The organism is Aestuariivirga litoralis (assembly GCF_015714715.1).
Lineage (GTDB): Bacteria > Pseudomonadota > Alphaproteobacteria > Rhizobiales > Aestuariivirgaceae > Aestuariivirga > Aestuariivirga litoralis_A.
In genome coordinates, this window is record NZ_WAHS01000002.1 from 340,396 (window position 1) to 360,882 (window position 20,487).

At 58.5% G+C, this 20,487-nt stretch carries 24 protein-coding genes; 16 read left to right on the forward strand and 8 right to left on the reverse strand.

Going from position 1 to position 20,487, the window contains the following annotated elements; translation table 11 throughout:
* The first annotated feature begins 140 nt into the window (after nt 1–140).
* Nucleotides 141–1,682 (forward strand): DUF882 domain-containing protein, encoded by a 1,542-nt coding sequence (locus tag F8B91_RS13365; protein ID WP_196504350.1) that lies wholly within the window; start codon nt 141–143, stop codon nt 1,680–1,682.
* 55 nt (nt 1,683–1,737) lie between these two features.
* Here the strand turns inward: F8B91_RS13365 and F8B91_RS13370 are convergent, their stop codons facing one another.
* Nucleotides 1,738–2,340: a tetratricopeptide repeat protein gene (locus F8B91_RS13370; RefSeq protein WP_196504351.1), complete on the reverse strand. Its 603-nt coding sequence runs from the start codon at nt 2,338–2,340 to the stop codon at nt 1,738–1,740.
* An 85-nt stretch (nt 2,341–2,425) separates the two neighbouring features.
* Complete coding sequence (ykgO, locus tag F8B91_RS13375; protein WP_196504352.1) at nt 2,426–2,551, reverse strand: type B 50S ribosomal protein L36; 126 nt, start codon at nt 2,549–2,551, stop codon at nt 2,426–2,428.
* Nucleotides 2,552–2,649: 98 nt separating this feature from the next.
* On the opposite strand from ykgO, the gene F8B91_RS13380 reads away from it, so the two are divergent.
* Nucleotides 2,650–2,874 (forward strand): hypothetical protein, encoded by a 225-nt coding sequence (locus F8B91_RS13380; protein WP_196504353.1) that lies wholly within the window; start codon nt 2,650–2,652, stop codon nt 2,872–2,874.
* On the opposite strand, the gene F8B91_RS13385 is transcribed toward F8B91_RS13380, so the two are convergent.
* The 3 genes from F8B91_RS13385 to F8B91_RS13395 are packed head-to-tail and all read right to left on the reverse strand — an operon-like array spanning nt 2,859 to nt 5,614.
* Nucleotides 2,859–4,235: an AMP-binding protein gene (locus tag F8B91_RS13385; RefSeq protein WP_196504354.1), complete on the reverse strand. Its 1,377-nt coding sequence runs from the start codon at nt 4,233–4,235 to the stop codon at nt 2,859–2,861. The genes F8B91_RS13380 and F8B91_RS13385 overlap by 16 nt on opposite strands.
* Entirely contained in the window at nt 4,232–5,155 is a 924-nt protein-coding gene (rbsK, locus tag F8B91_RS13390; RefSeq protein WP_196504355.1) for a ribokinase, read from the reverse strand. The genes F8B91_RS13385 and rbsK overlap by 4 nt, the downstream gene beginning before the upstream one ends.
* Nucleotides 5,156–5,158: 3 nt before the next feature.
* A complete protein-coding gene (locus F8B91_RS13395) occupies nt 5,159–5,614 on the reverse strand; it encodes an RbsD/FucU family protein (protein ID WP_196504356.1) in 456 nt (151 codons plus the stop codon).
* A gap of 90 nt (nt 5,615–5,704) precedes the next feature.
* On the opposite strand from F8B91_RS13395, the gene ppa reads away from it, so the two are divergent.
* Both ppa and F8B91_RS13405 read left to right on the forward strand, forming a co-directional pair.
* Nucleotides 5,705–6,256: an inorganic diphosphatase gene (gene ppa / locus F8B91_RS13400; RefSeq protein WP_196504357.1), complete on the forward strand. Its 552-nt coding sequence runs from the start codon at nt 5,705–5,707 to the stop codon at nt 6,254–6,256.
* Nucleotides 6,257–6,372: 116 nt separating this feature from the next.
* The gene (locus tag F8B91_RS13405) at nt 6,373–6,720 is read left to right on the forward strand and encodes a hypothetical protein (protein WP_196504358.1); all 348 of its coding nucleotides are present in this window, start codon (nt 6,373–6,375) and stop codon (nt 6,718–6,720) included.
* A gap of 140 nt (nt 6,721–6,860) precedes the next feature.
* Here the strand turns inward: F8B91_RS13405 and F8B91_RS13410 are convergent, their stop codons facing one another.
* Nucleotides 6,861–7,880 (reverse strand): polyprenyl synthetase family protein, encoded by a 1,020-nt coding sequence (locus F8B91_RS13410; RefSeq protein ID WP_196504359.1) that lies wholly within the window; start codon nt 7,878–7,880, stop codon nt 6,861–6,863.
* A gap of 138 nt (nt 7,881–8,018) precedes the next feature.
* Between F8B91_RS13410 and F8B91_RS13415 the strand changes: the two genes are divergently transcribed.
* The 6 genes from F8B91_RS13415 to glyS are packed head-to-tail and all read left to right on the forward strand — an operon-like array spanning nt 8,019 to nt 13,479.
* Complete coding sequence (locus F8B91_RS13415; RefSeq protein ID WP_196504360.1) at nt 8,019–8,813, forward strand: tRNA1(Val) (adenine(37)-N6)-methyltransferase; 795 nt, start codon at nt 8,019–8,021, stop codon at nt 8,811–8,813.
* Nucleotides 8,814–8,849: 36 nt separating this feature from the next.
* On the forward strand, nt 8,850–9,686 hold the full coding sequence (locus F8B91_RS13420; protein WP_196504361.1) for a S49 family peptidase: 837 nt from the start codon (nt 8,850–8,852) through the stop codon (nt 9,684–9,686).
* A 26-nt stretch (nt 9,687–9,712) separates the two neighbouring features.
* Entirely contained in the window at nt 9,713–9,898 is a 186-nt protein-coding gene (locus F8B91_RS13425) for a hypothetical protein (protein ID WP_196504362.1), read from the forward strand.
* A complete protein-coding gene (locus tag F8B91_RS13430; protein ID WP_196504363.1) occupies nt 9,895–10,533 on the forward strand; it encodes a methyltransferase domain-containing protein in 639 nt (212 codons plus the stop codon). Before F8B91_RS13425 ends, F8B91_RS13430 begins: the two co-directional genes overlap by 4 nt.
* A gap of 32 nt (nt 10,534–10,565) precedes the next feature.
* A complete protein-coding gene (locus F8B91_RS13435; RefSeq protein ID WP_196504364.1) occupies nt 10,566–11,477 on the forward strand; it encodes a glycine--tRNA ligase subunit alpha in 912 nt (303 codons plus the stop codon).
* Nucleotides 11,470–13,479: a glycine--tRNA ligase subunit beta gene (gene glyS, locus F8B91_RS13440; RefSeq protein ID WP_196504365.1), complete on the forward strand. Its 2,010-nt coding sequence runs from the start codon at nt 11,470–11,472 to the stop codon at nt 13,477–13,479. Before F8B91_RS13435 ends, glyS begins: the two co-directional genes overlap by 8 nt.
* On the opposite strand, the gene F8B91_RS13445 is transcribed toward glyS, so the two are convergent.
* Nucleotides 13,476–13,901 (reverse strand): hypothetical protein, encoded by a 426-nt coding sequence (locus tag F8B91_RS13445; RefSeq protein ID WP_196504366.1) that lies wholly within the window; start codon nt 13,899–13,901, stop codon nt 13,476–13,478. The genes glyS and F8B91_RS13445 overlap by 4 nt on opposite strands.
* A 44-nt stretch (nt 13,902–13,945) precedes the next feature.
* On the opposite strand from F8B91_RS13445, the gene F8B91_RS13450 reads away from it, so the two are divergent.
* From F8B91_RS13450 to F8B91_RS13465, 4 genes are all read left to right on the forward strand, one after another.
* Entirely contained in the window at nt 13,946–14,554 is a 609-nt protein-coding gene (locus F8B91_RS13450; RefSeq protein ID WP_196504367.1) for a ribonuclease HII, read from the forward strand.
* 92 nt (nt 14,555–14,646) lie between these two features.
* On the forward strand, nt 14,647–15,756 hold the full coding sequence (locus tag F8B91_RS13455) for a site-specific DNA-methyltransferase (protein WP_196504368.1): 1,110 nt from the start codon (nt 14,647–14,649) through the stop codon (nt 15,754–15,756).
* Nucleotides 15,757–15,808: 52 nt separating this feature from the next.
* Complete coding sequence (locus tag F8B91_RS13460) at nt 15,809–16,489, forward strand: HAD family hydrolase (protein WP_196504369.1); 681 nt, start codon at nt 15,809–15,811, stop codon at nt 16,487–16,489.
* 65 nt (nt 16,490–16,554) lie between these two features.
* Nucleotides 16,555–18,216, forward strand: a complete 1,662-nt coding sequence (locus F8B91_RS13465; protein WP_196504370.1) for a vWA domain-containing protein — start codon at nt 16,555–16,557, stop codon at nt 18,214–18,216.
* On the opposite strand, the gene mutY is transcribed toward F8B91_RS13465, so the two are convergent.
* On the reverse strand, nt 18,203–19,210 hold the full coding sequence (mutY, locus tag F8B91_RS13470) for an A/G-specific adenine glycosylase (protein ID WP_196504371.1): 1,008 nt from the start codon (nt 19,208–19,210) through the stop codon (nt 18,203–18,205). The genes F8B91_RS13465 and mutY overlap by 14 nt on opposite strands.
* A gap of 58 nt (nt 19,211–19,268) precedes the next feature.
* On the opposite strand from mutY, the gene F8B91_RS13475 reads away from it, so the two are divergent.
* Both F8B91_RS13475 and F8B91_RS13480 read left to right on the forward strand, forming a co-directional pair.
* The gene (locus tag F8B91_RS13475) at nt 19,269–19,805 is read left to right on the forward strand and encodes a DUF721 domain-containing protein (RefSeq protein ID WP_196504372.1); all 537 of its coding nucleotides are present in this window, start codon (nt 19,269–19,271) and stop codon (nt 19,803–19,805) included.
* Nucleotides 19,802–20,467: a DsbA family protein gene (locus F8B91_RS13480; protein ID WP_196504373.1), complete on the forward strand. Its 666-nt coding sequence runs from the start codon at nt 19,802–19,804 to the stop codon at nt 20,465–20,467. Before F8B91_RS13475 ends, F8B91_RS13480 begins: the two co-directional genes overlap by 4 nt.
* Nucleotides 20,468–20,487 lie beyond the last annotated feature (20 nt).

Below are 20,487 nucleotides of genomic sequence, written 5' to 3' on the forward strand. Positions count from 1 at the left end.
CTCATTCTTGTTCGATGTGCGGTTTGGGTATAAGGTTAAGACCGGTTTCACCCAACCCTAGACCAGTAAAGGAAGGGCGAAAGTCCTTGTGTGAGTTGAGTATGGGTAAAGCAGTGGTCGTGTCAGGACAACATCGAACCTTGTCTAAAAATTTGAGAAAATTGCTCGTCGCTTTTGCGGCGTCTGGTCTTTTAGCATTGGGCGGTCTTGCCCCCGTGGTTGCGGGTGGCGAAAACCGCACGATTTCCTTGTCGCATATCCACACCGGTGAAACCCTCACCGTGACCTATATGAAGGATGGCCGCCTGGTTCCTTCGGCCATGAAGCAGATCAATTACCTGCTGCGCGACTGGCGCAAGAACGAAGTCATCACCATTGATCCGGAAACCATCAACCTGATCTGGGAGCTTCACGAAGATTTGGGCTCGCATGAGCCGATCCGTATCGTCTGCGGCTATCGTTCTGCCAAGACCAACGCCCTGTTGCACCGCATCGGCCGCCACGTGGCCAAGGAAAGCCAGCACATCCGCGGCAAGGCCATCGATTTCTATTTCCCTGACGTGCCCACCATCAAGATCCGCAACGTGGCCCTGGTGCGCCAGGTGGGCGGTGTTGGCTATTACCGCTCTGCCGGTGGACCGACGGGCTTCCTGCATGCAGACTCTGGCCGCGTGCGCCATTGGGGCCCCGGCATTTCGTCTTCGCAAATGGCCCAGATTTTCCGTGACGGACAGAAATATGTGGGTAAACGCCTGCGTCTGAATGCCGGCAACGATACGCTTGTGGCGTCGAATGATGCAGGCACCACGAGCACCGGCAAGCGTCCTGCGGGCTTCTTCAGCAAGATGCTGGGCCTGCAGACCGATGACGATGCGGCACCTGCACAAACCGCTGCCGCTGCCACCAATGCGCCAGTCGCCAATGACGCGGCTGCCAACGGCATCTATGATGGCGGCCAGGACGATATTGCCGATCTGTCGGAAGATGCAGCAACGCCGCCTCCTTCCAAGAAGCGTGCCGCCAAGGCTGGCACTGCCATTCCCGAAGCGCAGATGGCCTCTTTAGGCGATCTGAGCCAGGATGCAGCCGCAACACCCAAAGCCAAGCCTGCGGCTGAAGTCGCTGACGCGGCACCAGACGTGAAAACCGGCCCCACCATTCCGAAGCCGCGTGAACGCCCCGATGCCATCCTGCTGGCCGCAGCGGCCAACATGAACACGGCACCGAAGGTATTCCTGGTTAACGCGGCATCCGCCCCGGCCCCCAGCCAGTCTGGCTATGACATTCCTTCGCCTCTGGCCAATGACGCGCTGAGCGCCAAGATGCTGGCGGTCAGCTCTGATGATCCAAGCCAGGCCAAGCCAAAATCCAAGCTCGGCTTCAAGAGCGGCGGAAACGCCAAGGCGGTAACCATCAAGCCGATGATTGCGAGCGCCGCTGACAGCGACATCAACTGGTGGCCGCAACTCATGCTGCGCGGCGACGCACAGATCCGCCGTGACGGCCAGCCGCCGATCATTGGCGCACAGCCGCAGGATTCAATGCCGGTTGCTGCCACCCTCGATCCAATCGGCGGCTTCGGCAGCCAGGCCTTTGCCGCTGACCTGAGCGACACCCAGCGCAGCGCCGAAGGCAAGGGCGACATCCAAGCCGTCAACGAAGAAGACAAGGGCGATATGTAATCGCTGCCAAAGCAAAGACCATCATGCCCGCGAAAGCGGGCATTTTCTTTTGGAGCTAGATATTCGGCCGGTCGCGCTCGATCTGCTTCAGCATGGCGGCCACTGCATCCAGATGCGGGTTGATCTGAAGCGCCTCTTCAAAGGCGGCCTTGGCCTCATCATGCTTCTTCTGCGCCTGCAGGATCAACCCCTTGCCGATCAAGGCGCCAAAATTGCGTGGCTCCAACGCCAGCGCGTGATCAGCATCAATCAGCGCCGCATCATAGCGCTTGATCAGGTAATACAGCGCCGCGCGGCGGTTCCACGCTTCGGCATATTTCGGATAGGTTTCCAGCGCCTGGCTTAGCATCTGTTCAGCCGGATCATAATCGCCTGCTGAAATGGCCGCCGAAGATTGCCGCAGCAGGACCTCTGCAGTGGGTGAATCGTTGCGCACCCAAATCTGCCAGATTTCATCCTCGGTCTTGGAAACATCGGCATTGGCCGGCGCCGTATGGAGCTTGCCCAGCAGGGCATCCAGCTGGCGCTGCCTGGTCACTTCCGGCTTTTCCGGCGCGGCATTGAGGGTGGTGGAAGCCGAGGCTTGGGCGTCAACGTCTTCGGCGCGCGCAGTGGACGTCAGCACCAGCATCAAACAAAAAGCGGTAAGCAATCGCATGGCGCAAGTATAGCGCAGCGTTCAAACAAAACAAACCGCGCCGGGCATTTCGGCCCAGCGCGGTTTAAAATTCCAGACGGAAGAATTAGCCCTGGCGTGCCTTGAAACGCGGGTTGGTCTTGTTGATGATGTAAACCCGGCCCTTGCGGCGGATCAGCTTGTTGTCACGGTGGCGCTTGGCCAGCGATTTCAGCGAGTTGCGGACTTTCATGATCTATCCATAAAATATGGGGCCAAAGGGCCCCTTGAGAGGGTTTCCGCTTAGGCGAAGGCTTTTCGGCTGTCAACCTTTCATATAAGAGGCCGCCAATGTTGGAAAACCCGCAATTCTGGATCGGCATAGCAGGGCTGGTCATCGGCCTGGGCCTGGTCGTCACCATGTACCGGCTGGAAAAACGCCCACGCACGGATTTCAGGCCCAGGCGCTTCCCGACCACCTTGTTTCTGCTGATCGGTATGCTGATCGCCTTGGGTGCCGCCGTTCACCTGCTCACAGTGGTTTTCGGCTTCACAATCCCTCAACGCGCGCCATAAGTCTCGCGCAACGCCTTCTTCTGCACCTTGCCCATGGCATTGCGCGGCAACTCATCCACGAAATGCAAGGTCTTCGGCACTTTGAATGCGGCAAGCGTTTCGCGCAGCTTGGCGATGATCGCGGCCGCATCAAGCGTCACGCCCTTTTCCGGCACGATCACTGCGGTCACCGCCTCGCCGAAATCCGGATGCGGCAGGCCGATCACCGCACTCTCCACCACGCCGGGCAGTTGATCGATCTTCTCTTCAATTTCCTTCGGATAAACATTGAAGCCCCCGGTAATGATCAGATCACTGCCCCGGCCCGAAATCACCACATAGCCATCTTCATCAAACGCGCCGAGATCACCGGTGATGAAATAGCCATCGTCGGTGAACGAGGCCTTTGTCTTCGCCTCATTGCGCCAGTAACCGCTGGTCACATTGGGCCCCTTCACTTCAATCATCCCATCACGGATACGCAGATCAACACCCGGCAGCGGCTTGCCCACCGTGCCAGGCTTGCGCGCGCCGTCATAAGGGTTCGATGTGTTCATATTGGTTTCGGTCATGCCATAGCGTTCGAGAATGGCTTGGCCCGTGCGCGCCTCAAATGCGCGGTGCGTTTCCGCCAGCAAAGGCGCAGAGCCCGAAATGAACAACCGCATCGAAGCACAAAGCTCACGGGTGAAATCCTCACGCTGCAACAGGCGTGTGTAGAAAGTCGGCACACCCATCAGCGCAGTGGCCTTGGGGATCAGCCCGATCACATCGCTTGCATCAAACTTCTCACGAAAGAACATCTGCCCACCAGACAGGAAAATCGTGTTGGTAGCCACGAACAGACCATGTGTATGATAAACCGGCAACGCATGGATCAACTTGTCCTGCGACGTGAAACGCCACGCCGATACCAAAGCCTCAGCATTGGACACCAGATTGCCTTGCGACAGCATGGCACCCTTGGATTTGCCGGTCGTGCCTGATGTGTAGAGAATGGCGCAAATGGTGCTGGCATCAGTCACCGCATCGTCAAACTCACCGCCCTGTGCCAGTTCCATCAACTGCGCCTGGCTGTTGATGAACAAGGCAGGCTCAGCATCGCTCAGGAAATACGCAATCTCGCTTTGCGTATAAGCCGTGTTCAATGGCAGGAAGATAAGCCCGGCGCGCGCGCAGGCATAAAACAGTGCCACGGCCTCAACCGATTTTTCCACCTGCACGGCGATGCGGTCACCGGGCTTCGCGCCCACCGCCACCAGCCCAGCTGCAAGCCTTCCCGCCAGCGCCCAGAATTCACCATAGGTAAAATCCCGCCCATCATCGCCCCGGATGAACAGCGCATCCGGATCACGGGCTGCAGCAACGCGCGAGAAGGTCACTTCTTCAGCAACGCCTCGATCTCATGCAGATGCGGCGTGGAAGGGGCCGTACCATAGCGCGTCACCGAAATGCCAGCTGCCGCACTGCCAAAGCGCGCCGCATCCTCGGGTGCCATGCCCTTGGACAAGGCCGCCGCAAAGCCGCCATTGAAGGCATCGCCAGCACCTGCCGTATCCACCACCTTGCCTGCCGAATAGATCGGAATATGGAACGAACCTGCCTTGCCATGCAGCAAAGCACCCTGCCCGCCCAAAGTGATCAACGCCGTGCCCACGCCTTTCTTGAGCAACACATCACCGGCCTTTCTGGCGGAATCCACGCCTGTGATTTCCACCCCCGTCAGCATCGTGGCTTCGGTTTCATTCGGCGTTGCATAGTCACACAAAGCATAGATGGAATCATCCAGCGGCATCGCCGGTGCCGGGTTGAAGATGGTGGTCACCCCCGCTTCCTTCGCCATTTTGAGCGCATAATGCCCCACCGCCACCGGTGTTTCGAGCTGCGTCATGAACACGGCTGAAGATGTAATCGCCTCACGCGCCGCATCAATATCGGCATTGCTGATCTGGCCAGCCGCACCCGGCACCACAATGATGGCATTCGCACCCGTGCCTTCCTGCACGAAAATATAGGCGGCACCCGATGCATGGTTCTCATCACGCGGCACCAAGGCATTGATGCCTTCCTTGGCATACATGTTGAGCGCGATGTCACCAAAGGCATCCTTGCCTACGCGCGAAATGAAGGTGACCTTGCCGCCAGCCCGCGCAGTGGCCACCGCCTGGTTCGAGCCCTTGCCGCCCGGCCCCAAACCGAATTTGGAACCGATCAGCGTTTCACCGATCGCGGGTTGGCGCGGAGCCGAAAAGGCCAGATCGGCGGCATAAATGCCAAGAATCGCTACACCTGATTTTGCCATGGCCTAGAACTTCTGGTCGGGCGAGATCACGCCCATCTTGAAGATGAAGCAGCCATAGAAGCGGCGCTCAGACGTCTGCACCACGGCATAGGCCTTCTTGGCCTTTTCATAAAACGCAAAGCGTTCCACGCCCACCAGCTTGAACTTGCCGCCTTCCGCCGCATCGATTTCCTTCTGCACTTCATTGTGGATCGGCAGAAGCTCATTGGGCTTGCCCACCACTTCCATCCGGCAGGCCGCATCGTCCACAAATGTATCCAGCGGGAATTGCGAAAGGATCACTTTCACCGCCGTGGCGGCATCGGCATCCAGGCGCAGCACCCGGCCAAAAGTGGTTTCTGCTGCAATGCCTTCTGCGGGGAAATTCGAATCCGAGATGATCAGATCTTCGCCATGGCCCATCTGCCGCAACGCATAGAGCAGGTCTGAATTCAGCAGCGGGTGTACGGTCTTGAGCATTTTTGTTTCCTCCTGGAGATCGACACTATTCAGCCTTCATCAATTTGGCAATTCAGGATAATAGGGAGGCAACAACCATAAGGAGCAGCCATGCGCATCGAAGCCATTTCCCCCGGCGCCAATGTCCCCAAGGAGGTCAACGTCATCGTTGAAGTGCCGGTGGGCGGCGAGCCGATCAAGTATGAAATGGACAAGGAGGCTGGCACCCTGGTGGTCGACCGTTTCCTCTATACGTCCATGCGCTATCCCGGAAATTACGGTTTTATCCCGCATACGCTGTCGGATGACGGCGATCCGGTGGATGTGTTGATCGCCAACCAGCGCGCCATCATTCCGGGCGCTGTCGTGGCCTGCAAGCCTATCGGCGTGTTGCGCATGGTCGATGAGGCCGGCGGCGATGAAAAGGTAATTGCCGTTCCGGTGCCGCGCCTCACCCGGCGCTATGAAGGCATCCACAATTATCTCGACATGCCGGAAATCACCATCAAGCAGATCGAGCATTTCTTCGAGCACTACAAGGATCTCGAAAACGGCAAATGGGTGAAGATGGCCGGCTGGGGCAATGCCATCGAAGCCGAACAGCTGATCCTCGAAGGCTTGAAGCGCCACGATGAGGCCAAGGCCAAGGCGAAAAAAAGATAAAGTTTTAACGAAACCAGCGCCTCAAAAGACGCGGTTAACCATAGTTAATTCTTTACTAACGACATGTGCCAATGCAGGATGAACCAGGTGCGGTTTGATCTTTGTTTGGGTTTGTCATGCGTAATATTTTTATGGGCTTCACCGCCGCCCTCCTCCTGTCTTCAGCGGCTGTAGCTGCTGACCAGAAGCCAACTTTCACCTGCGATGAATTTGCCACCGCCTATGCCGATGAGGCAACGGGCGATGACATGCAGCGTGCAGGTGCCTTCGATACAGCAGAGCCCGGCAAGGTACTGATGATTGGCGCTGGCCAGAAAATCTACATACCGCAGCGCCAGACGTCACTTCAGGGTTTCGCGCCCAAAACCGCCTGGGAAAACCTGCACGACTACCGTCGCGCCTACCACGAAGGCCGCCGCCGCTGCCTTTGGGCCAATAGCATCAACGTACAGGTGCAGAAGTAAGCTTCACGTCCTCGCCCACCATCACTTCATTCGTCACCCCGGCAAAGGTCGGGGCCCGCTCCGGCTGGCTCGGAATGCGTGATTTTAGCGGGGTCCCGGCCTTCGCCGGGATGACGATAAAAGGGGCAGCGTGCGCTAAACTAATGCGCCCGTGAAATGCAGAAGGCCACAGCCTCGATGAGTGACTCTTTCCATTCACTCTCGGGGAAAATCGCCAGCGCGTCACAGGCAATCGAACCATAATGGCGCGCCCGCTCGATCGTATCGGCCAGCGCACCATGACGCTCCATCAGCTTGGTCGCATAGACGAGGTCATCGGGCGTCTGGTTTCCCTCTTCCATCACCCGCTTCCAGAAACTGCGCTCCTTGTCATTGCCGCGCCGGAAAGACAGCACAACGGGAAGCGTAATCTTGCGCTCACGGAAATCATCGCCAACCGCCTTGCCCAGGCTGGCCTGCTTGCCGGAATAATCCAGCGCATCATCCACCAGCTGGAAGGCAATGCCGATATTGCGACCATAGGAATCCAAAGCTTCCTGCTCATTGCGCGGACGCCCGGCGATGACAGCACCCACTCGTGCAGCCGCCTGGAACAGGGCAGCCGTTTTGGCGCCGACAACTTTGAGATAAGAATCTTCCGTCGTCGCTGTATCCTGCGAGGCTGAAAGTTGCAGCACTTCGCCCTCGGCAATGGTGCAGGCCGCTTCCGATAGAATGCGCAGGCAATCGAGAGAGCCCGCTTCCACCATCATCTTGAAGGCCTGGCCCAGAAGATAATCGCCCACCAGAACCGAGGCCTGGTTGCCCCAGATCACCCGCGCAGCCTGCTTGCCACGCCGCATGTCGCTTTCGTCCACAACATCATCATGCAGCAGCGTGGCCGTGTGCATGAATTCAACTGCCATGGCCAGCTTCAGATGATGCATGCCCTGGTAACCGCACATCCGCGCGGCGGCCAGCGTCATCATCGGGCGAATGCGCTTGCCGCCGGAATTGATCAGATGCCCGGCAAGTTCAGGAATCAGCTCCACATGGCTCTGGGCCTTTTCCAGGATCAGGTCATTCACCCGCGCCATGTCGGCTGCAGTCAAACCTACCAACTGATCAAGTGTGGCCTTTGGCTTCTCGCCCGCTCCATCAAATGCTATGACAACGCCCATGCAACTTCCCTTCGCCCCGCTTTCTAAACACTATGCCGGAGTGAGGACAAGGCGGGAAGGGGCAGATTTGCCGCGCTGCTGAACGTGACAAAGTAAGCTTTGCGTAACCCTGGCGTCCTAGCTTGAGGAGCAATGCAAATGGCTCAACAAATGGTAAACCCCGGCGCGTCCACCGCCCCAGCTTCAATGACGGATGACGCTTTCCTCGGCGGCAAACTGCAAATCCTGCAGCCTGAAAAAGGCTATCGCGCGGGCATCGATGCCGTGTTTCTGGCCGCCTCGATTCCAACTCTGCCCGGCGAGGCCACGTTTGAAGTAGGTTTAGGCGCGGGTGTGGCAGCACTCTGCATGCTTGCCCGCGTGAAGCAGGCCCATGTCACCGGTATTGAAATCAACACACGGTATGCCTTGCTCTGCGAGCAGAATGCCAAGCGCAACAATTTCGGCAATGCGCTGCGCGTCATTCATGCCGATGTCAAAGAGGCGTTGCGCCGCGACCTCACCACTATGCCGGAGCATGGCAGCTTCGCGCATGCCTTCGCCAATCCGCCCTTCTATGACGAAGGTAAAGTTACAGCGTCCCCTACCTTAATGAAATCCCGGGCCCATGCCTTTGGGCCGGAAGACCTAGAACTCTGGGTCAAGCTGCTGCATGCCATGGTGGCACCGCGCGGCACCGTCACCCTGATCCACCGCGCCGATAGCCTGAGTGACATTCTCGATGCGATGCGTGGCAAATTCGGTGACATTCGGATCGCTCCTTTGTTTCCGCGCCAGGGTGCACCCGCCTCGCGCATCATCGTGCAGGGTATCAAGGCGTCCAAGGCGCCGCTACAAATCCTGCCCGGCCTCAATCTGCACAATCAGGACAATACATTCACCCCCGAAGCTGAGGCCGTTTTGCGCGGCGGTGCGGCCTGGCGTTTGCGCTAACTTGATATTCAGGCTTTCGCTCCTTAAATCTGCTGGATGATCAAACGTATCAAAGGCTGGTTCGGCAAGGCAAACCCTGTGGTGCATGTGGTGCGCCTGGAAGGCGCCATCTCCTCGGGCCGCGGCCTGCAGGCCACGCTCAATGCCAAAAACCTTGAGTCCATCCTTAAAAAGGCTTTCACCAAAAAAGTAAGCGCCGTGGCGCTGGCCATCAATTGTCCCGGCGGCTCGCCGGTGCAGTCGGCCCTCATCGCCAGCCGCATCCGCGCGTTGGCGGCGGAAACCAACACGCCGGTTCTGGCCTTCTGTGAAGACGTGGCCGCATCGGGCGGCTACTGGTTGGCCTGCGCGGCCGACGAAATCCATGCCGATGAAAATTCCATCGTAGGCTCAATTGGGGTGATTGCCTCCACTTTCGGCTTTCCCAAGGCGTTGTCCAAGCTGGGCGTCGAACGCCGCGTGCATACGGCGGGGCTTTCCAAAAGCACCAATGATCCCTTCAAGCCGGAAAAGCCGGAAGATGTGAAAAAGCTGAAAGTGCTGCTGGAAGACATGCATGCCAGCTTCAAGAATCTGGTGCGCACGCGCCGCGGCGCCAAGCTCAAGGGCAAGGAATCAGACCTTTTCTCCGGTGCCTATTGGACGGGCATCCGTGCCCATGATTTGGGCTTGGTCGATGGCATCGGCCATCTGGTTCCCACCCTGAAACAGCGTTTCGGCGACAAGGTGGAAATCAAAGAGATCAAGGAAAGCAAAGGCTTTGGCGCGCGTTGGCTGGGCCTCGGTTCACGCCATGGTTTGGCCACAGAGGTCACCGAAGCTGCGCTGAATGTGCTTGAAGAACGTGCCTTGTGGGCACGGTTTGGTTTGTGATACGGTTTCGTGGTATAGTGGAGAACATGAAGATGATCTTGCGCAGTTTGATGATGCTGGTTGTGGGCCTCCTTGTGGCTCAAATGGCCAAGCGCTTTCTCCAGAACCTCGAAGCCCAGAAGGTCAAAGTGAAGGCAAAGGCTGACACGGCTCTCAAGGGCACCCGCCTGAAGCTTGATCCGATCACCGGCGTTTACACCCCGGAAGCGTGATCAAAGACGTCGAAGCAAGGTTGGCGGAGGTTTACACCACCGCCTCTTCTCAACACCTTTCCAAAACCTATGATGACTGGGCGTCAAGCTATGACGCTGACATGCTGGCCACCGGCTATGCGCACCCCGCTGTCATCTGCGGGTTGACGGCGCGCTTCGTCCCCGATCTATCATCTCCTATTCTCGATGCAGGTGTGGGCACCGGCAATGTCGGCACGCTGCTCAACGCTTTGGGCTATGGCAGCCTGCATGGGCTCGACATGTCGCAAGGCATGCTGGCCAAGGCCAAGGCGCGCAACGTCTATCAAACTTTGCATCAGGGAATCCTGGGCGAAACACTTGCGCTGGGCACCGGTCAATTCCATGCCATCATCTCAACGGGCACCTTCACCACCGGTCACGCGCCAGCATCAGGTTTTGACGAATTGACCCGTCTTGTGGCCAAGAACGGCCATCTGATCTTCACCATGGGCACCACGGTCTGGGCTGACAACGGTTTCGCCACCAAGCTCGAAGGCCTGTGCCAGCGGGGCCTGCTGCGCCCGGTCTGGGTCAGCGCGCCCTACCATCCCATGCCCCACTCCAGGACCGAGAGCCACTTTACCACAAGAGCACACGTCTATCAGCGGGCTTGAACGGCCCCGCGCAGTCATCTAATTGGCGCGCCATGACATTGCAGCCCACCAAATCCTTCCAGGACCTGATCCTCACGCTCCATCAATATTGGGCGGCCCAAGGCTGCGTGATTTTGCAGCCTTATGATATGGAAGTGGGCGCCGGCACCTTCCACCCCGCCACCACCTTGCGCTCGGTCGGGCCCCGCCACTGGAACGCCGCTTACGTCCAGCCCTCGCGCCGCCCCAAGGACGGCCGCTATGGCGAGAACCCCAACCGCCTGCAGCACTATTATCAATACCAGGTCATCATGAAACCCTCGCCGCCCAACCTGCAGGAGCTCTATCTCGGCTCCCTCAAGGCCATCGGCATCGACGAAACGCTGCATGACATCCGCTTTGTCGAGGACGATTGGGAAAGCCCGACTCTGGGCGCCTGGGGCCTCGGCTGGGAAGTCTGGTGCGACGGCATGGAAGTCTCGCAGTTCACCTACTTCCAGCAGGTCGGCGGCCTCGACTGCAATCCGGTCTCGGGCGAACTCACTTACGGCCTCGAGCGCCTGGCCATGTACGTGCAGGGCGTGGACAATGTCTATGACCTGAACTTCAACGGCCGCGAAGGCGCGCAGAAAATTTCCTACGGCGAAGTCTTCCTGCAGGCCGAACAGGAATATTCGCGCTTCAATTTCGAATACGCCAACACCGATATCCTGCTGCAGCATTTCAAGGATGCCGAGCAGGAATGCGCGGCCCTGCTCACTGCAGGCGAGAAGGACGGCAAGCATGAACTCGCCCTGCCCGCTTATGACCAATGCATCAAGGCGTCTCACGCCTTCAACCTGCTCGATGCGCGCGGCGTGATCTCGGTCACCGAGCGCGCCAATTACATCGCCCGCGTGCGCGAACTGGCGAAAGCCTGCTGTGTCGCCTGGAGCAAGACCGCTGGGGGCCGCGCCAATGTCTGAACTTCTCATTGAACTTTTCTCCGACGAAATCCCCGCCCGCATGCAAGTGAAGGCGGCGGAAGACTTGCGCGCCTTGATTACCAATGGTCTGGTTGATGCCGGTCTTGTTTACGAAGGCGCACAGCAGCACGCCACCCCGCGCCGCCTTGTTCTGTCGGTCGAAGGCCTCGCCGCCAAGGCGCAGGACGTGTCGGAAGAACGCAAAGGCCCACGCATCGATGCGCCCCAGCAGGCGATTGACGGCTTCCTGAAATCAACGGGCTTGAGCCTTGATCAACTCGTCGTGCAGGACGACAAGAAGGGCAAATTCTACATCGCCCAGATCAAGCGCAATGGCCGCGCCACGACCGAGATCGTGGCCGAGCTTCTTCCAAAAGTGATCCGCAATTTCCCCTGGCCCAAAAGCATGCGCTGGGGTTCCGGCACGCTGAACTGGGTGCGCCCGCTGCATTCCATCATCTGCACCTTTGACGGTGAAGTCGTTCCGCTGGAAGTCGATGGCATCAAGAGCGGCAACACCACGCGCGGCCATCGTTTCCTGTCGAAAGGCGATTTCAGCGTGAAGCGTTTTGAGGATTACGATGCCGCCCTTCACAAGGCGCATGTGATCGTCGATGAAAAAGCCCGCCTCGAATCCATCCGCCATGACGCGCGCACGCTGGCTATGGCGCAGGGCCTCGATCTGATCGAGGATGAAGCGCTGCTTAAGGAAGTCGCTGGTCTCGTGGAATGGCCGGTGGTGCTGATGGGCTCTTTCGATGAAAGCTTCCTTAGCGTGCCGCCGGAAGTGATCATCACCACCATCAAGAACAACCAGAAATGCTTCTGCCTGAAAACCAAGGACGGCAAGCTGGCCAGCAAATACATTCTGGTGTCGAACCAGATCGCCACCGATGGCGGCAAAACCATCATCGCCGGCAACAACAAGGTCATCGCCGCGCGCCTGTCGGATGCCAAATTCTTCTGGGACCAGGACCGCAAGGTAAAGCTGGAAACCCTGCTGCCCAAGCTCGATGAAATCACCTTCCACGCCAAGCTCGGCACGCAAGGCGAGCGCGTGAAGCGTATCGAAACACTGGCCGGCGAAATCGCCAAAACCATCGGTGCTGATCCCGCCAAGGCACAAGCGGCCGCGCGTTTGGCGAAGGCCGATCTCGTCACCGCCATGGTCGGCGAGTTTCCCGAATTGCAAGGCCTGATGGGCCGCTACTACGCACTGAATGAAGGCATGGACGCCGAAGTGGCCGAGGCGCTGAGTGATCACTACAAGCCACAAGGCCCCAGCGACTCCATCCCCGTCTCAAAAATCGGCATGGCCGTGGCACTGGCCGACAAGCTCGACACGCTCACCGGCTTCTGGGCCATCGACGAAAAGCCAACGGGTTCGAAGGATCCCTACGCTTTGCGCCGCGCTGCATTGGGCGTTGTGCGTATCATTCTCGACAAGGGCCTGCGCCTGCCGCTCGACAAAGGCGGCCCGGACTTGCTCGCCTTCTTCGCCGACCGCCTGAAAGTCTATCTCAAGGACCAGGGCGCGCGGCACGATCTGATCGACGCGGTGTTCTCGCTTGGCGGGCAGGATGATCTGCTGATGGTCACCCGCCGTGTGGAAGCTTTGTCGAAATTCCTCGCCACTGATGATGGCAAGAATTTCCTCGCCGGCGTGAAGCGCGCATCAAACATCCTGCGCGCCGAAGAAAAGAAAGATGGCGCAACCATTTCCGGCACCGTCAACCAGTCGATTCTCGTGAAGGGCGAGGAGAAAGACCTGCACCGCGCCGTGGAAGCCGCCGCATCTTTGGCCCACAAGGCCATCGCAGCAGAAGATTTCGAAAGCGCCATGAGCGCCATCGCCAAGCTGCGCGCGCCCGTCGATGCCTTCTTCGAAGCCGTCACGGTGAACGATCCCAACCGCGACTACCGCGCCAACCGCCTGCGCCTGTTGAACCGCATCCGCGAGGCCACGGCAGAAGTCGCCGATTTCACCAAGATTGAGGGCTAAGCGCGAAGCCTACCCGATTTCACCAACCAAGGCTCCGCAAACGCATAGACGCTGAGCCCCATCAGCGCCAATTCCCACGCGTAAAACCCAGACCCGAAATGGCTGATCGGCATATCGCCATTGTCCATCACAATCTTGTCCCAGCTGAAACTCCACAGCGCCAGCACCGCGATGATCGCCGCCGCAAAACGGTAAATCCCGCCGCAAAAAATCAGCCATGCCGCGCAGAACAGAAACAGTGGATTGGCATACCAGCCGGGCTGCAGAATGAATGGCCCGAAGAAGCCCATTAGCAAAATGAGAAAGCCGGGAAACTGATCATCACCCGTGGTCACCGCCGCCGGCAGCGCAAGCGAAGCCAGCCACAGCACAAGTGCTGCGATGCCAACAATCTGCCGCGTCTTCTTTACATCCTGGAACATGACGCCGTAACTTGGCGCAATTCACTCGCTGATTCCAGAGCCTCATGCCCAAACCGCATTTCCGCACCGAAAAATTCGCCTTTGCTGAAGGCCATGTAATCGTCTGCGGCGTGGATGAAGCCGGCCGCGGGCCCTGGGCCGGGCCAGTCTATGCCGCCGCCGCCATCCTCGATCCCAAGCGCATCCCGAAGGGGATTAATGACAGCAAAGCCCTCACGCACGAAAGGCGCGAAGAGCTTTATCCCGAAATCATTGCAGTGGCGGATTTCGGCATCGGCTTTGCGTCTGCCGCCGAGATTGATGAGATCAACATTCTGCAAGCCACTTATCTCGCGATGAACCGCGCCGTCATGGCGTTGCAGGCCGTGCCCACGCTGGCGCTGATCGATGGCAACCGTGCGCCGAAGCTGGCCTGCAAAACCCAAACCCTCATCGGTGGGGATGCGATCTCGCTCTCCATCGCCGCCGCCTCAATCATCGCCAAGGTTACGCGGGACCGCCTGATGACCGATCTAGATCAGTTGTTCCCGCATTACGGTTTCGCCAAACACAAAGGCTACGGCACGGCCGATCACGCGCAGGCCCTCAAAACCCACGGCCCCTGTGCAGAACATCGCAAAAGCTTCGCACCGATCCGGGCGCTGCTCGCATGAGCCCAGCCCTTCAATTAACCATGACTTAAGCATTCGATTCACACGGTGACTCCGAGGACTCATAACAGCACTTCAAGTGTGTGGAGTGCGTTATGGGTTTCGAGTCCAAAGTCGATGTCAGGCCGCTGGTTGATCAGGTTTTGATCGGTGATTGCATCGAGCAGCTGAAGAAAATCCCGTCCAACTCCATCGATCTCGTCTTCGCCGATCCGCCTTACAATCTGCAGCTCGGTGGCGAGTTGAAGCGCCCGGATGAAAGCAAGGTCGACGCTGTCGATGATGACTGGGACAAGTTTGATTCCATGGCCAGCTATGATGCCTTCAGCAAGGCCTGGCTGGCAGAGTGCCGCCGCGTGCTGAAGCCCAATGGCGCGCTCTGGGTCATCGGCTCCTATCACAACATTTTCCGCGTCGGCACCACGCTGCAGGATCTCGGCTTCTGGCTGCTCAATGATGTGATCTGGCACAAGACCAATCCGATGCCGAATTTCCGCGGCCGCCGCTTCACCAATGCACATGAAACGCTGATCTGGGCCTCGAAGTCGCAAACCTCGAAATACACCTTCCATTATGAAGCGATGAAAGTGTTCAATGACGACGTGCAGATGCGCAGCGATTGGACACTGGCTTTGTGCACCGGCGGCGAGCGCCTGAAGAATGATGAAGGCAACAAGCTGCACCCCACGCAGAAGCCGGAAGCGCTGTTGCAGCGTGTACTGCTCTCCACCACCAATCCGGGCGACATCGTGCTTGATCCTTTCTTCGGCACGGGCACCACGGGTGCTGTAGCGCGTTCTCTGGGCCGCCATTTCATCGGCATCGAGCGTGAAGAAGTGTATGCAGCCGCAGCTTTGGAGCGCATCGAGAATGTCGAGCCGCTCACCGAGGAGGCCTTAAAGACCACCACCAGCAAACGCGCCGAACCGCGCATTCCCTTCGGTGTGCTGATTGAGCGCGGCCTGGTGAAAGCCGGTGACCGCCTGTTCGATCACACCCAGCGCATTGCCGCCATCGTGCGTGCCGATGGTTCCATCGCCTCGAAGAATGAATCGGGTTCCATCCACAAGGTGGGGGCTCATGTGCAAAGTGCGGAAGCCTGCAATGGCTGGACCTTCTGGCACATCCGCCGCGGCACCAACCTCGTGCCGATTGATCTGTTGCGCCAGCAAGTGCGGCAGGAACTGGCACAGGCAGCGGCCTAATCGCGGTATCGCCATTGAACTGATAGGCGGTTGAGCGTAAGGGAGCAGCATCATGCAAGCCCGCACCAAAACCGCTTTCATTTTCGATCTCGACGGCACGCTGCTCGACAGCGTTTATGATCACGTCATGGCCTGGGGCCAGGCCCTGCGCGAAAACAATATCGAAGTTCCCGTCTGGAAAATCCATCGCCGCATCGGCATGTCGGGTGGACTTTTTACTGCCGCTCTCGTGCGCGAACTGGGCCGCGATCTGCCGGAGGATGTGAGAAGCCGCATCCGCGATCGCCATGCCGAAATCTACAGTTCCGTCTCCGCTAAAATTCCGACTCTGCCGGGTGCCATCGAACTGCTGAAATATTTGAGCGCCAATGGCATCCAATGGGCCATCGCCACCTCCGGCCATATCAAGACGGCCGGTCCTGTGCTCCACAAGCTGGGTGTTGACCCGGCCAAGCACGTCGTCATCACGCGTGATCTGGTGCGCTATGCCAAGCCGGATCCTGACCTCTTCCTCGCCGCCGCCGAAAAGTTGGGCGTAGACATCAAAGAATCCTGCATCGTGGGCGATGCGATTTGGGACATGCTGGCCGCTAAACGCGCGCATGGCCTTGGTGTGGGCTTGTTGACTGGCGGTTACGGCGAAGACGAACTGATCCGCGCCGGCGCCTACCGCGTCTTCCAGGACCCGGCCGACATGCTGGATCACATCGATGAGCTCGGCGGCCGCCGCTGATTGACAGCCCGCGAGGGCGGTGTAACCTCATACTCTGAGAGTGGGCCGATGATGAGGTGGTAGTCATGAAGCTGCAGTCAGTCCTGCTCGCGCTCTTTTTCCTGTTTGCATTTCTGATTCCCGCCCAGGCCGAAGACACGCCCGGCCAGCGCGTCATCCTGGTGCTCGATGGCTCCGGCTCCATGCGCGCCAAGATCAATGGCAAGCAGAAGATCGACATCGCCAAGGAAGTGGTCGGCAAGATCGTGGCCGGCTGGCAGCCCGAAGATGAATTGGGCCTTGTGGTCTATGGCCACCGAAAAAAGGGCGAATGCAGCGACATTGAAACGGTGAAGGAACCAGGCCCGCTAAACGCCGAAGACTACATGGCAGCGGTGAAGGCCATTGAGCCCAAGGGCCAGACACCGATGACCGACGCGGTGAAACAAGCCGCCGAGGCGCTGCAATATACCGAGAAGAAAGCCACCGTGATTCTCGTCTCGGATGGCATCGAAACCTGCAACGCCGACCCGTGCGCGGTCGCCGCCGATCTCGCAAAAGCGGGCGTGGAATTGAAGGTCCACACCGTCGGCTTCGGCCTCGACAACAAGGGTGCCGTCGCCCAGCTCAAATGCCTCGCAGATAAAACCGGCGGCACCTTCACCGAAGCCAACAATGCCGATGATCTTCTGAAGGCTTTGCAAAAGACCGTCGCCGCAGCGCCGCCGCCCCCGCCAGCACTTGCCCCCGAACCCGTCGAGCTGCTCAATGTTCAAGCCCACGCCACCTTGGCGGATGGCGTCGAAATTCCCAAGCCGTTCCAGCCCAAATGGGAAATCAGAAAGCCCGACAATGCCGATGGCACGCCGGGCGAATCCGTTGATTATCGCTATTCCGATGATCTCAAAATCCATGTCGAGCCCGGCACCTATGTGCTGACCATTGATGTGGGCTCGGCCTCCGTCAAACTGCCGCTGATTGTTGAGGCCGGAAAGCAGATCAATCTGAGCCCGGTTCTGGATGCAGGCGTCATCACCTTCTCCGCCATGATGGATGATACCAACAAGCTCACCGACAATGCTGCCTTCTGGGAAGTCACCAAGCCAGACGGAAAGACTGCAGCCTATAATTACAGCGCCGTCCAAACCTTTCTGCTCAGTGCTGGCACCTATAGAGTGCAACTCAGCTTGGGCAGTGCTGCGGTGGAGGCTCCGGTTGAAGTGAAAGCTGGCGAGATTCGCGATCAGCTGCTGAGTTTCGGCGCAGGCAAACTTACTACGCAAGCCGTCTTCGCCGAGAATGGCGATCCGGTGGAAAACGGCATGTCCTTCGAAGTGCGAAAGCCCGACAAGGACGGCCAGAAGAGCGACTCGCTGGCAACCCTCTATGACGCCAAGTCGCAATTCACCCTGCCCGCCGGGCCATACATCGTGCTGATGAAAGTCGGCATCGCGCAGGCCGAACAGCCAGTGGAAATCAAACCCGGCCAGAACGCCACGATCACCATCGACGCCAAGGCGGGTTATCTGGCATCCAATGTCAGCGGTGCCACCAGCTTTGTCATCAATGCAGGAAAAGCCGGTATCGATGGCAAGCGCAAATATTTGACCACCATCTATGGCGAAGCGCTCAACCTCGCCGTCAATGAAGGCAGCTATCAGGTTCAGTCCTTCAAGGATGACGCGCTGCTCGGCGAAAAGATCGTGGAGGTGAAAGCCGGGGAAAGGTCCGAAGTCACTTTCCCTTGAGCACATGCGCCGCCACCTTGCGCATCACGGAAGGCAGCGCCTCATCCATCAAGCTCTCGACGGGCACAAACCGCCCGTCGAGCACCGGCTGATCGCTCACGCTCTTCCACACGATCATTTCAAAATGAAAATGCGTGAATGTGTGCTCGACAATGCCGGGCACGCGCTTCCATTCAGCCGCAAACGGCGCCACAAAATCCTGCTCACCCTCTTGCCAAGTGCTGGAGGGAAACTCCGTCATCCCGGCCAGCAGGCCCTTCATCGCCCTCTGCCGCACCAGCACTTCGCCCTTGCTGTTGCTCACCCAATAAACATGCGCGGTCCGGGTCGGCACCGTCTTCTTCGCCGCCTTGCGTGGCAGCTCGGCCTGGATGCCTTGCGCCCGCGCCACACAACCCTCATTCCAGGGGCAAACCAAACACGAGGGTGATTTGGGGGTGCAGATCGTGGCCCCCAGATCCATCATCGCCTGGGCAAAATCCCCGGCGCGCTTTTGCGGCACCAAAGTCTCAGTGAGCCTCTTGATCAGCGGCTTGGTCCCGGGCAACGGGTCAGCGATTCCGTAATACCGGCTGATCACCCGTTCCACATTCCCGTCCACCGCCGCGACGGGAATATCGAAGGCAATCGCCCCTATCGCACCTGCCGTATAAGGCCCTATCCCCGGCAGCTCCAAAAGGCCTCCAAAAGCCTCCGGAAACCTTCCATTGTGCTCCCCCGCCACCACTTTGGCGCAGGCATGCAGGTTGCGCGCCCTCGCGTAATAACCCAGCCCCGCCCATGCTTTAAGCACATCATCCAAAGGTGCTGCCGCTAAGGCCTGCACATTCGGCCATTTCGCAACAAATTTCAGGAAATAATCCTTCACCGCAGCAACGGTGGTTTGCTGCAGCATGATCTCAGAAAGCCATACACGGTAAGGGTCCGGCCGCTTCTCGCGCCAGGGCAAAATACGCGCATGGGCGTCATACCATTTCAGCAGGGCAGCGGCCATTCCGGCCTCAACCCGCCCTTGTTCCGCCACGGTTTTCGGTGAATGATCGCCGGACAAAATGGAATCCCTGAACAAACATTTCGCTGCGATAGCCAAAGAGACTTTTCAGCGCCACGGCTTTGCCAGCGATCAGATCGCTGCGCAATGGCCAGCCATTGTCGGCGAGGCGATTGCTGCCGCTGCACGGCCAGAGCGCATCAAATGGCCACGCACCGCGGAAGCCCAGAAGCAGAAGCTGGGCGGTACGCTGGTGCTGCGCGCACCCGCCGGCCTCGCCCTTGAAGTGCACTACGAAATTCCCCGTATCATCGAGCGTGTAAACCAGTTTCTGGGCTACGGCGCGATTGCGGCGATCAAAGTGGTGCAGTCTTCCGAACTTCCCCCCATGCCAAAGCTTCCGGCCAAGCCCAAAACGCAGGCCGCCGTCACGGCCTGGAACAGTGCCATCGATGGCTTTGAAGATGACGATTTGAAATCCGCCCTGGCGCGTCTGGCCCTTGAGGTTAGCCCTGCCGGACCCACCACTTCCGCTTTCTCCACAGGGGGAAATTCGGGATTTGAGACCCAACCAACTTCGAGTAGGAAACTCCCATGATTGAACTCTCCCGTCGCCAGCTTTTGTTGGGCTTGAGCACTGTCGCCTTGAGCGCCACCTGCTTTGGCACCTTCGCCTTTGCCCAGGATACTTCCACCGCTGTTGATGGCGGATCAGGCAAGGTTGACCTGTCGGACCTGCTCACCCCGCCTGCTGAAGGCGACATGACGCAAGGCCCCGATGACGCCAAGGTCACCATCGTGGAATATGGCTCTGCCTCTTGCCCGCATTGCGCCGCGTTCTACAAAGACACCTATCTGAAGCTGAAGACCGATTACATCGACACCGGCAAAGTGCGCTTCATCTTCCGCGAATTCCCGCACAATGATCAGGGCCTTGCAGCTTTCATGGTGGCCCGCTGCGCGCCGAAGGAAAAGTATTTCCCGCTGCTAGACGTGTTCTTCACAACTCAAGCCGTCTGGGTGCCGGATGCGCTCGTGCAGCTCAAGAACATCGCTCAGCAAGCTGGCATGTCGTCGGATGATTTCGATGCCTGCCTGAAAAACGAGAAAGTGGCCAAGGCCATTCTCGATGTTCGCGACAAGGGTTCCAAGAAATACGGCGTGAACGGCATTCCCTACATCATCATCAATGGCAAGGCGTTCGAGGGTGAAACCTCTTATGACGCTGTGAAGGCCGTTATCGATCCGCTGCTGAAATAAACACTACTCAAAGGGGCACC